General features: G+C 42.5%; 9 protein-coding genes. All 9 read right to left on the bottom strand.

Going from position 1 to position 12,926, the window contains the following annotated elements; all coding sequences use genetic code 11:
* From E2P86_RS17100 to E2P86_RS18255, 9 genes are read right to left on the bottom strand one after another with little or no spacing between them, the layout of a single operon-like run.
* A complete protein-coding gene (locus E2P86_RS17100) occupies nt 1-684 on the bottom strand; it encodes a GDSL-type esterase/lipase family protein (protein WP_085473637.1) in 684 nt (227 codons plus the stop codon).
* Between the two features lie 33 nt (nt 685-717).
* The gene (locus tag E2P86_RS17105; RefSeq protein ID WP_166785217.1) at nt 718-2,118 is read right to left on the bottom strand and encodes a DUF5009 domain-containing protein; all 1,401 of its coding nucleotides are present in this window, start codon (nt 2,116-2,118) and stop codon (nt 718-720) included.
* Between the two features lie 10 nt (nt 2,119-2,128).
* A complete protein-coding gene (locus tag E2P86_RS17110) occupies nt 2,129-3,010 on the bottom strand; it encodes a hypothetical protein (protein WP_206367979.1) in 882 nt (293 codons plus the stop codon).
* Nucleotides 3,011-3,014: 4 nt separating this feature from the next.
* Entirely contained in the window at nt 3,015-4,211 is a 1,197-nt protein-coding gene (locus E2P86_RS17115) for a copper amine oxidase (RefSeq protein WP_134433843.1), read from the bottom strand.
* A 1-nt stretch (nt 4,212) separates the two neighbouring features.
* On the bottom strand, nt 4,213-5,142 hold the full coding sequence (locus E2P86_RS17120) for a DUF5017 domain-containing protein (protein ID WP_159451853.1): 930 nt from the start codon (nt 5,140-5,142) through the stop codon (nt 4,213-4,215).
* Between the two features lie 11 nt (nt 5,143-5,153).
* Nucleotides 5,154-6,731 carry a RagB/SusD family nutrient uptake outer membrane protein gene (locus tag E2P86_RS17125; protein WP_085473632.1) on the bottom strand — a complete coding sequence of 526 codons (1,578 nt, stop codon included), beginning with the start codon at nt 6,729-6,731 and terminating at the stop codon, nt 5,154-5,156.
* A gap of 18 nt (nt 6,732-6,749) precedes the next feature.
* A complete protein-coding gene (locus E2P86_RS17130) occupies nt 6,750-9,887 on the bottom strand; it encodes a SusC/RagA family TonB-linked outer membrane protein (protein ID WP_134433844.1) in 3,138 nt (1,045 codons plus the stop codon).
* 38 nt (nt 9,888-9,925) lie between these two features.
* Nucleotides 9,926-11,782, bottom strand: a complete 1,857-nt coding sequence (locus E2P86_RS18250) for an FAD-dependent oxidoreductase (protein WP_206367980.1) — start codon at nt 11,780-11,782, stop codon at nt 9,926-9,928.
* Nucleotides 11,783-11,785: 3 nt separating this feature from the next.
* The gene (locus tag E2P86_RS18255; protein WP_206367981.1) at nt 11,786-12,802 is read right to left on the bottom strand and encodes a phosphodiester glycosidase family protein; all 1,017 of its coding nucleotides are present in this window, start codon (nt 12,800-12,802) and stop codon (nt 11,786-11,788) included.
* Nucleotides 12,803-12,926 lie beyond the last annotated feature (124 nt).

A 12,926-nucleotide genomic window follows, 5' to 3' on the forward strand; every position in this document is an offset into this window, starting at 1 on the left:
TTACAACGCTTTTACTTTTTTTAGATAATCCACCAACTCCACATAAGCAGCAACTTCCAGATGTATCCCATCTGGTGTAATCTCCGCCCTTAGATTGCCGTCCTTATCTGCCACGACCTCATGCAGATCGACAAAATGAATCCACTTATTTTCCCCCGCCATTGCTCTTAGAGCAACATTCAAAGTGGCTATATCCGCATTGGTTACCGCTTTAAATGACTCGATAAGCTTATTCGGATTTATTGGCATAATACTATTCAAATAGAGCTTCGTCTTTGGCGATTGCTGATGGATCCTTGCTGCTATCCGTTGATAATTCTTAGCAATCACTGCCGTTGGCACCCCACGTTTCAAGTCATTCACGCCGATCATCAGGAATATTTTTTTCGGCTGATGACGCAAAACTTCATCCAGTCTTGCTAAAACACCAAAAGAGATGTCGCCACTAATACCTCGATTTAAAACAGGTTGATTGGGGATAATATCATTCCACCGCCCTGCATCTGTCAAGCTGTTTCCCAAGAACACGACGGCGCCTTTCAAAACGGGCATCTTATTAAAAAGCTCCATCTTCTCGGTATAACCGGAGAAGATGTAATTACTATCCACCACACTCGTTTGCTGTGCTTTGGTATGCCCAAAAGCAAAGGAGATCAGCGCTAAAACAACATATTTAATTCTCATTTATTTGCTTAATTAATTAACAGAATCCGGTCATTAGGAGCGCCAAAACCACCGTTTGGTTGTAGCGTAATTCGTAATAATAATCATCAGGAGCATATACACCACGGTACGCACTAAACCGAGCGCAGGGTCTATTCCTGATAAATAATCAAACACAGGAAGAATATGCAATAAACCTAAGATTGGTGTGATGCAAAAAGCAGATACACAATACGCAATCATCGGATTCTGACCATTCTTCACGATACTAGACACAAGTAAATTATTAGGAAAGACCTTCGTTAGGTAATCGCATACGATATAAAAAACAAAAGCCAAACCACTTGTCAAGAACCAGTAACTGAACGACGAAGGATCCTTTTTAATACCTCCATCCAGTGGTTCAAAGAACAAAGCAATAGTAGCCAAAGTATAGCCCCAAGCGATCAACAGTTTATAGAAGCCAAATTGCCCTTTATCATTATTTCTAAAAAACAAAAAGAACAAAACACCGAACAGGGTATGACCAATAAGATTAACCTCTAAAAGTCGCATATAGAGCGTCACCACATGAAAGCACACGAATGCCAGACCCATTAACGCTAAGAGCCTGACTCGTGGCCTTTCTTCATCGGTAAATGCATTATTGGTTACACTGCGATGCGTAATAAGAAGATCGCCTAGGATAGACCCGGGCAACACAATACATAAGTATTTTAGAAAGGCAAAATTATAGAACCATTTTATTTCGGGATGAAAGTTCCATAAGGCTCCCGTCCAACTACCTGCTATATCTTTCGTAAACCAAATTCCAATAAAGGCGACAATGATACCTGTTCGCAACAAAAAATTATTTGCAGTGAGCAACCAACAAATAGAACCGAAAACAGCCATATTCGCCAAAACAAGAATGATGATGTTATTCTTCGCTTTATCAAACGTATGACCAAGAACTTCGCTGTGATAGTATCCGAGAAGGATAATCAATATGAATCCCAGCGCCTGAAGACCGTAACGTCTAAGCGGTGTGCCCTCAAAGCGTAAAAAAATCAAAAAATAGCTCGCAAAAACAGCAAGCGCTGTCATATAATTAACAAGCGGATTTGCTTTTAGATTATCTGGCGTAAAATATGCTAACGTAATCGCAAAAAACACCAACAACAGCCCCCGTCTCAATAAGCCCGTCACCATTACTTTGTACTGCTTGCTTTCCAACTTATTGCGAAGCGCTAACGGAAATGCAGCTCCCATTGCAAAAAGGAAGAAAGGAAATACCAAGTCGACCCAAGTAATTCCTGGATTATTGGGATTGAATTTAAAATCAGGCGGCCCTACCTGTGCATGGTACATCCAGCCCGGCCAGTCGGCCAACCAGGGCACCACAGCGGCAAGTACCATCCCAATAATAGCCAATCCGCGAAGCAAATCTATACTGTAGTTTCTTTTGATAACCATCGTTGTTTCTTTAGTAACCAGCTCCATTGATATTGATTGTTTCGGCACCTTTAAGTTTCTCTTTCGCAGCCGCCTCTATAGCGAAAAACTGTGGCTGCGGACAGCTCATCGGTGTATAACGTCCTTCATGGAAAGGCGCCTTAACCACCTGTCCGTCCTGAACACGTAGTAAGTCTGTATGTAACCACTTTCCTTTTGATACCACAGTCTTAGTCGCTTGTACAGGCTTCCCCTCATTCCCCATCTGGTCAATAGCGTTGACACGCTTAAACTCCCCTTTATTTTTTAGAGAATAACCCGCACATTCGAAGGTTGTTTCAAAGCGCTTGCCTGCACCTTTAATCACAAACTTCACCAGACCATCTCCGATTGTTTCGAGCTGCATAAATACCTCTTCTCCCGGATACCAGTAGTAATCTGCCGTCGCCGGACCATTGACAAAAACAGCTTGCTGACCCGACTTATGTCCCGTACGGCGCAAAAAAGGACGAAATGCAACCCTAGATTCGGAAACTTTTCCATCCTTATCCTTGATCACTTCCCAGCTTAAACCGATATCCGTCTCCTGACCGTCCATTAGTCCGCCTAAGTAAACAGAAGGGTTATCCAGATATTGCTTCGTATTCTTCGGGTTCTTCCGGGATTCATCAAATGTTATCTGTGGTAAAACCACTGTCCCACTGATGCCAACCCAGTTATCGACACTCGAAACAAGCTTCCTATAGTACGCCCCCGCAAAGCATGGCTTACTGGCTACCGGACGAACTTCATTCGGAAAGAAGTCGCCAATCACTTCCACTTTGGTCTCTTTTTGCGACACATTATGTTGCTTCGCACAACCCAATATTCCCAACAGCGGGAAAGCAAGACAATAGAAATAGGTTAACTTCATGTTCTTATTTCAAGTCTACTGGAACAAGAATCAATGGTGTCGGCAAACAGGATGCTCCCGGAGGCGAATAAGTGAAATCAATCTCCTGTACAGCTTTGGTTGGATCCGGTTTATAGATTTCAACAAGAATTGCTTCTGGCGCAGCCTTAGTGATCAAGGCATTATTCGGCAATTGGCGAACGACTTTATTACCTTTATTATCAAAAAGCTCCATCGTTAAGCCCATACCGCCACACCATTGGTTATCCGCAGAACGTGAGTTCCACGTAATCAAAGCCAATCCTTTACCATCCGTGCTTTTCCATTTTATCTTCGTGTTATATAGCACGCCGTAGTTTCCTGCATTACGTGCATATGCCTTATCGGCGCCGATTGTTCCAGTGATCCAAGGATCATCGTTACCATCTGCAATAATTAGCTGTGAAATTCCATTCTTGGTATCCAATGTATCTTTTGATGCCACCGCATAATTGGACACACCAAACAAGCCTCTGCCTGCATTTCCATGGCTATGTGGAATAATATTTTTGATGTTCGCAAATGCTTTCGGCCCACTGTTTTCCGGAGCTGTTTGCAATACCGAAATCTGTGCAGGTTGATCTACAACAAATTCGTAAAAACCATGTACCAACTCGTCGTATCCTACAACATTCTTTTCTAGCTGCTCATCGATAGCGATAACTTCTCCCGGTTGCACTTTACGCACATCATTTTGTACAATCGAAGAAAAATAATCCTCTAATCCTTTCTTTCCGATTTCAAAATAATTAGTACTTGGCTTCTGTGAAGAATATTTCAACATACGAATGCTCATTACCTCTTTCCCCGTGTTCTTAATAACAGCGGTAATCTTACGCGTAATTTTTTGTGGCTCCTTCACTCCGTTCACGTTGTACACATACAAGCGAACAGCACCGGGAACAACATCCTCTTGCAAAGCAATAGCTTCAGGTACTCGGATATACTCCGGATCATCCGAAATAATAAATTGTGGCCCAGGCATCACGCGTTGCGTAAAGCCGATCTTAGGAAAATCAGTCCGTAAGAAGCCGTCCAATTTAATAATGCTTCCTATCTTTCCTTGCTTAATAATCTGTTGTATCTGCGTGTTTGCGTAATTAGCGACAGATTGCGCCATCGACTCTTGGGTGTATCCCATTACAGCACACAACAGTGCTGCCTTTATAACGTTCTTTATCATCTTATTCTACGGTTACTTGTATGGTCTTAACTGTTTCTTTTACATCCTTATAGTTTCCATTCACGAAAACGAAAGTGACTTCATATACTCCCGGTTTAGAAAAGGCATAAGCATAACTTTTCATGCGGTTATCGGGATACTTCTTAATAGACTGGCCGTTATCAGGAGCTACCTTATTGGGATCAAAACGCTTGGAAATTGCCCATTTCTCGACCTCTTCGAGGTTACTCTCCGGATTGTAGTAAATCATATCGGCGTTATTAAACACCCAAATACCTTTTGGAGAAGCCTGTGTCGTTACTGTTGTCCAACCAGCACCAACTCTATTGGTCACAGGAACAGTTTCTGTTTCAGAAAATTTATTCTGTACGTTGAACTGGTAAATCCGCCACGTCCGCTGTTGTGCTGCCGTCGAAGTCGATTTCAACCCTTTATATTTGAAACCGAAGTATAAAGGTTGTCCTGATTTCACTAAATCTTTAATACTCGCATAGTCGGATACCGTACGTACCCCAACAGCTCCACCTGCAGCAACGCACCAGGTCAGTCTATTGCTGATATCTGTCCATGCTGCCGACTCCACATCTTCTTTCGTATACTTCCCATTGAAGTCCGTGGACACTAAAAGCTTTAAGTTGTCGTTTTGTATACCATAAAGAACCTGCGATTCAATATTTACCCGAAGGTCACCACCCTCCAGCTCCACACGTTCACGATGTTTATATTCTTTACCTTTCTCTCCCGAATAAAAGGTGATCATGTCTGCATCGCCCGTAAACTGAAAGCGGACCGAATCATTAACTTTATACACCGCTTTATCAGGCTTCACGTCCGCTTGAGGGAGAATCACTTCATCGCGTTGACATGACGCGCTTATCATTGCTACACATAACGCAGCAGGTAAGATTTTTTTAAATATTTTTATCATCATAACAGACTTTATTACCATCCTGGATTCTGTTTCATAAGTTTGTTGACTGTCATCTCGTCCCTAGGTATTGCATACACCGTATCACGATCCGTAATATTTTCGGCCGTTCGGAAACCATATTGATAACTTGCATTAGCAGAAGATTTATACGCCAACAAGCCCTTCATCGTCTGCGTGAAAATACCCCAGCGAACCAAATCATGTCTCCGAATACCTTCAAAACCGAGCTCTTTGGAACGCTCGTCTTGTACCGCCTGCTGAAACTCGACCTCGTCTAAACCGGCTGGTAAATCTGCTGCATTTATATTTGTAGCACCAGGCTTTAATTTACCATATCCTCTTCTACGAACTTGATTAATATACTCATCTGCCTGGCTGCTACGATTTCCTGGCATGGCATTATCCGCTTCAGCATACATCAACAATACATCAGCATAACGCAACAACGGAAAGTTAATAATCGATGTATTGGTACTTTTTACCGGCGAGTTTTCAAACTCGCGACGCCATTTCGCTGCACAACGGTTATAATAAATAGCAGCAGCGCTACCGGTATAGAAAATCTTACCTGTGCTTGGGCTGTTTTCATAATAGTAATCATTAATATTCCAATCACGACGCTCATCGCCTGTCTGGAAAAGATCATAATAAGATTTCATGATTTTTTGTGCCCCATAGCTGTAACCGATCGCTGTATTTGCGGTACCAATACCGTTGATCGACCCGACACTTCCTTCCTCATACTGCGAACCTGAGATATAAGAAAACTCTACTTCCCAGATCGACTCTTTTACATCATAAACCTTTTGCGCATGATTCTTAAACACTTGACTATAGTCTGCGTTCAAGCGGTGATAGCCTAAATCAATCACCATACCTGCCCATCTTTTGGCTTCCGCAAAGCGAGAAGCATCTTTTAATGGTGCGCCAGCCATTTTCAGGTTAACACGTGCCAACACGCCCCATACCGCAGATTTAGTGATGCGTCCGGCATGCGTATATGTTCCGATAGCCGCCACCTTTTCCGAAGCCGTTTCCATATCGGACACAATCTGTTTATAAATATCCGTTAAGGGAGCAGGTGCCATATCCACTTCACTTGGAGTTTTGGTTGACTGTAATCGCAACGGCACAGATCCCCAATTTGAAGTCAACACAAAATAATAGTAAGCACGTAAAAACAGCGCTTCACCGCGACATACTTCTTTTGTCGCTGCAGGCATATCGGCTTTATCGATATTTTCCAACAACATGTTCGCACGGTTAATACCGTCGTACAGGGTCGACCAGGTATTTAATAATTTAGTATCACCAATATCGTAGTTGTACAATGCGATATCTTGGGTGTTACTCGACAGGGCAAAGAAGCCCTGGTCACTCATATCCATTTCAAAGAATAGATAGCGACCATAGGTAGCCGACTTGCCCAATACATCATACACTCCAGAAAGAGCAGAAAGGACTTCTTTCTCGTTACGGTAATAGTTTGATGGAGCGACAAAATCAGTCGGGTTTTCTTTTAAAAATTTATCACAAGAGCCAAACAAAAGCATGGTTCCTAAGAGGCTATTTATAAGTATTTTTTTCATTGTTCCTTCTTTCAGATGTTAAAATGTAACATTTAAACCAAACGTATAGGTCTTCGCTCTCGGATACGCTGAGTAGTCAAAACCAGTTGTTAATGCAGAGTTCCGCACGGATACTTCTGGATCATAACCCGAGTAGTTTGTCCAGGTGTGTAAGTTTTGTGCCGAGAAATAAACACGAACTTTTGCAATCTTCAATTTACTCAAGTACTCTGTAGGAACATTATAACCAAAAGCAACGGTCTTCAAACGCAAGAAAGAAGCATCTTCAATAACACGATCCGAATAGGTTTTATAGATTACTCCTTTTGCCGCCGGAAGTGTACCCGTTGTATTTGTTGGCGACCAACGGTCTTGGTAACTCGCAAACTGGTTCGTATTATATTTATAACCCGATTCCATAATAATCCGGTTTGCGTTCATTACTTCATTCCCGTAAGACCACTGCAAGAACACGTTTAAATCAAAGTTCTTGTACATAAAATTATTCGACCAACCACCAAAATGCTTCGGCAATGGATTCCCGATAACCACCTTATCATCGTCGTTGATCTGACGGTCACCGTTTAGGTCTTTATATTTGATATGTCCTGGTTGTACTGTCGTCGTTCCGTTGGTCGTAATAGTCGGCTTCAAGGTATAGGTTGAGCCGTCAAAGTCGAAATCGTCGTACTGGTACACCCCATCCCACAACAAACCATAAAACTGCGACACTGGACTACCAATTTTCGCGACGTATCCAGGTATGGTTCTCCAATCATCACCCCATCCCATCGCTGTCAGGCGTGACGTCTGGTTGTCAACGAGTGCTAATACCTTATTTTTGTTGAAAGAGATGTTAAAATCTGATGTCCAAGTAAACGCCTTTTTGATCGGCACAAAACCAAGAGTGATCTCTAATCCGTCGTTTTGGATTTTACCAATATTCTTGATCGCAGAAGAGTACCCTGTCGAAGGAGATAGTCCTGCGTTCATCAATAAGTCATGACTTTTCTTACGGTATAGATCTAGCACTAAAGTTAATCGTTCATTGAAGAACCCGAGATCCAATCCAAGGTCGATCTGTTCTGACGCTTCCCATTTCAAGGCTGCGTTTCCGAGCGACGTAGGGATAACACCGCGAACCAAACTACCGCCGAAAGTATATCCCGAGGTATTTAAACTGTTTAGCGCGGCATGTGCGGCAAAATTACCGACCGCGTTATTACCTGTACGTCCCCAAGAGGTACGTAACTTCGCGTTCGATAGCCATGTTACATCTTTCATAAACGGCTCGTTATTGATGCGCCATGCACCGGCAACAGACGGGAAAAATCCATAAATATTATCGCCCAATAGACGTGATGAACCATCTACGCGATTGGTCAACGTAATTAAATAGCGAGAGTCGTAAGAATACATCGCACGCGCCATGAAACTCGCCATACTAGCCGCGGAAGTTGCGGAAGTAATACTGCTCGGTTCCCCTTCATCCAATCCGGATAAACCTAAATTCTCGTTTTGCAAACGGATAGCCGAAGCACCAAAAGTCATGCTGGTTGCACGCTCCGCTGTAAAAGCAGCCATCGCATTGATATAATGTTTCTTCGCAATGGTCTTTACGTATGTCAATTGGTTCGATACATACCAACGATCCGATTCGATAAAGCTCCGGGAACCATTTAACTGTGAATTCGTAAATTCATGCCCCGTTCTGGAGTTCGATCCATTGTACGTATCGTAGCGTCTGTTTCCTTTATAATAGGTTCCGGAAAGTTTGTATTTTAAATTTTTAATAATCTCATATTCACCATATCCATTCACTGTAAAGGTTGTTCCATAATTCTCACGCAACTCATTCTGTGTGGTCATAATCGGATTAAAACGATGCTCTTGGGATTGCTCAATTTCAGGATCTAAACCTTCTTCCAACAGGTTTACATTCGTTACCGAGACCGGTCTAAAAGCCCATACACTAAATAACAAGTTCAGCTCATGGTTGTAACCAGACGCTGAGGTAGGCGTACCGTAGTTTTTATAATTTGAGTAGTTCGCATCAAGCCCTAATTTCAGCTTCTTATTGACTTGCTGATCTAAGGTCATACGACCTTGTGTTCTATTAAATCCAGAATTTAGAATAATACCTTCTTGATTAATACGGGATAAGGAAGCGCTATATTTAGTCTGTGCTGTTCCACCTGTTAAAGAAAGGTGGTGATTAGACATGGGTGCTACACGCATAACCTGATCTTCCCAGTTTATACCGTCCAGTAGTTTATAGTCTTCCATATCTACCTCTCCACCTTGCAGGTAAAGACCTTTAGTACGGATGGGATCAATATCCCACTGTAACTTCACAAACTCATATGGATTCAACACCTTCTGTCTCTTCGCACTATTTTGAAACCCATAATAGGTATTGTAGCCAATCCGAGGAGCCGACAAAGCACCGCGTTTAGTTTGTATAATAACCACACCATTTCCGCCTCGTGCACCATAGATTGCTGTCGCTGAAGCATCCTTTAAGATATCAATAGATTCAATATCCGCTGGATCCAGTGCATTTATTGGGTTTGCAGCAGCATTTCCATCGTTTGGATTTTCAACGGGCATACCATCAATGACATACAAAGGACCCGTATTTTGGGTGATCGATCCGACACCACGAATTACAATATCGATATTAGAGCCTGGCTGTCCCTCTGAAGAGGTCACCTGAACCCCGGCCACCCGGCCAGCTAGTGCTTCGTCGAATGATTTTACAGGTGCTTTTTGTAGATCCCCCATTTTCACGCTCCCCACAGCACCGGTCAAGTCCGACCGCTTTTGTTCCCCATAGCCGATAACAACCACATCTTCCAAGGAAGAGCTTGATTCTTTCAGTCGAACATCAATTTTTGACTGTCCATTCAGGCTAATTTCAGTCGCCTCATGTCCGAGGTAAACAAAGGATAATTTTTCATTTAGAGACTTCACATTAATTTTAAATGTTCCCGTCTTACTGGTTTGTGCTGCAGTTCCTATCCCCACAACTTTTACCGTTACCGCTTCGAGAGGCTCACCTCGCAAATTGGTAACTTTTCCACTTACCTCAAGCTGTTGTGCGTAGGCTGCCGGAATAGAAAAAGCTACAAAAAGAATGCATAAGTTTAGATAAATCCAAGGTGTAAATCTAAGCATCGCTGTATTTAATTTAGGTGTGTAATAATTGTATCGTATTAATTCGTTTTTAACGAACCGTCATAATCAACTTCTCTTTCAAATGGTTTAACAAGCTGATCCAGAAGAACCGAGGTCCATCTTCGATTGATCACTGTCTGCTCCTCTATCGTAGGTTTGAAACCAGCCTTTGTCAATATGGTACGGATTTCTGCGAGAGAAACTTCCTTTTGAATCGCTTTCAAAATATCTTGAAGCCCTTTTACAGTCAATGCTTCGCCAGAGGCATTCCAATTGGTATTCAATACCGGATAGTAGGTACGAAGTCCCTGCATCAGTTCATATTGACTCACTTCGCGTTCAGGATAAAACCATGTTTGATTAGCCCATCTATAGGGAATACCAGTGCCCCTCAGAATACCTGTAGCACCTATTTTTTGCATCGCCTTAAAGTGTGAATCTCCGGGAAGCACATCAATAAAAGGCATAATCAATGCTTTGTTATCTAGCAAACTCTCTTGCACTTCACGAATAGAAACTTGTGAAGGTAGTTTTCCTTTTTTCACCGCGATTCCGGCAATAGTCCCTACCGCCTGACCAATACCCAGCACCACGGGCTGAAGTCGCGTTGCACCATTTACAATATTGGTTACCCCAATACTCTTTTCCGAAACGATTAATCCTTCAAAGTCAGCAGGAATCAATGAACCCATTGGCACATTGTACGATGGTACACGAATCTTCACAAAATCGATTTCAGGTGCATTTCCATACTTGTAGTGGTGATGATCAATGGTATAATCGCCCACAACAACCCCTGTCCGGTAGTAAGCTTCCGGTGTGTCATAAGGCGTCATCACATGTTGCAAAGCAAATAATGATTTCGCTTTTAACCGACGCGATTCACGGTGATATGGGATCATCGGAAAACCATCTTTTGTCGGGTACTCATCATAATCTATACCGAGGTTTTTGAAACCTAACTCATTCTGAATGTAATAGACAAAACGAAGTGTCATTTGCTTGGCATCAACCAGCATTTTTTGACGCTCTTCCCTACTTTTCTCGACAATATTTAAATAAATATCATTCCCCTTTTTTGGCCAGTTGATCATAAACTTATTGTTCGGAAGACGTCCATAAGTCAGCATCCTGAAGCAATCGTTGTTGTCTTTATCAAAGGTTGCCGGGTCGGCAACATCACAAGAGCCGGCAAACTCATCTTTATTATAATTAGCTGGCTTCGCAATAGTCTTATCCGCTCCTTTACCAAAATCTTTCAATGTTACGACATAAGTCAAATCCTGCACAATATCATTACCCTGCGCCAATGCAAAAGGCTCATTGGTCAATGACTTACTGTCCATTCCTAAATAATAGGGAACCTGAAGATAAGCCATAACATCACCAAGCTCTGTCGCATCAATAAGAACTTTGGCTGCTACGGTCGTAGATTTTCCATTCTTATTCTTTGTTTCCACCAACCAGCCATCCGCTGTTTTTTGGACTTTCTGCCAAGCCGTCTCATAAATAACCTGAATATTACTTTCGGCAGCAACCATCTCCTTTAAGATCCTGTTGCCGACCGCGGGCTCAAAGAGCGTGTTACTTACCCAACCTGTTTCCACCGCTTTGGCTCCACCGTAATGTTTGTAAAGATGTGCACGAAATTCTCCCCACAAACCTGCCGGCAACCTGTGGTTGCCATCGATAGCAGAAACTCCAGCCGCGGTCAACATACCACCGAGCCAGGAGGTTTCTTCTAAAACAACTGTCTTTACCCCTAATCTTGCGACCTGGATCGCCGCCGTTGTTCCACTAGCACCTCCACCAACAATAACGACATCTGTCTTTAGTTGTGCTGTCGCAGCATGGAAACTAGAAAATAGTACTAATAAGCCTAAAATATATTTCATGTTTTATCTTTTCTTTACGATCAATGCGCTTATTACACGACGCTCACCCGCCGTATCTGATGGTTTAATGGTTTGCGCTCCATTTACGGTCATGGCCGAGGAGCCTCCGCCGTCGAGATTGATAGCCCCTTTACAGCCAGCTTCCAACATAATGTCAGCCACTTCCTTCAGGGTTAAACCTGGTGCTGTTGGAGCATTTCCTCCTTCCGCCGCGAGCAAAACAATATTTCCATTCGCTAAATAGCCAATAGCAGAACGTGCTCTCGATGAGGTATTATCCACCGCTATCATTTCATTTGTCGCGCTGATATTTACGACAGAATCCTTTACTAACATGGGTGAACCACCAATTACAGTAGCCACATCCCATATGGCACCTCCTTGTGGAAATGTAGCACTCGGCACCGCTTGAGCAGGTTTTCCTTCTTCATTTGGACTTGGCGTAGGATAACTGTATAACACACCATTGCCGGTACCAACACTATATACCCATGAGACTTGTGGCTTAAAATCTTTACTTAAACCGAATGCGGCACGCGTAGGATAGTATGTGGTATTGACCCCACTCAAGGCCCGGGTTAAACTACGCACATTGACCGAACTAACTGTATTATTAAACTGCACATGACTTAAGCTCGTTGTCGAAGTAAAAAATCCAGCGTTAATGGCGGCGTATACATCGCCGGTTTCCTCCGAAAAGAAAGTCGATGGCGTCTTAGCACTTGTTGATAATACAGGCTTAAGATCGATCCCCAATCGTGGATTAAAAACGACGAGGAAGAGATTTGTACCTTTGCTATTGATGTTCTTCGTACTGCGATAGACTTCGATTCCTTTTGGAAATGCCGTCATCAAACCGGCCTGCTTTTCCCATTCAGCAGGCAATTTTATCAGCGGTTTTTCCTGTTTATATTTATCAAGTTGATAGATGGAGTAAAGGCCAACTTCATTCTTTTTCTGACAGCCGACTAGGGCGACCAAGCCGAGAAGAAAGAATACTTTAGAAAGTTTACGTATCATGATAGAGGCAATTATGGTTTACACTGACGCTAAATAAGAAAAAAAATACCAAACAACCAATTTAATTTTAATTTTTTTTAAAAATAGAGTTATGGTTAGGTTAATTTATTAATTAACTTCTTTC

This window comes from Sphingobacterium psychroaquaticum (genome assembly GCF_004421025.1).
Classification (GTDB): Bacteria; Bacteroidota; Bacteroidia; order Sphingobacteriales; family Sphingobacteriaceae; genus Sphingobacterium; species Sphingobacterium psychroaquaticum.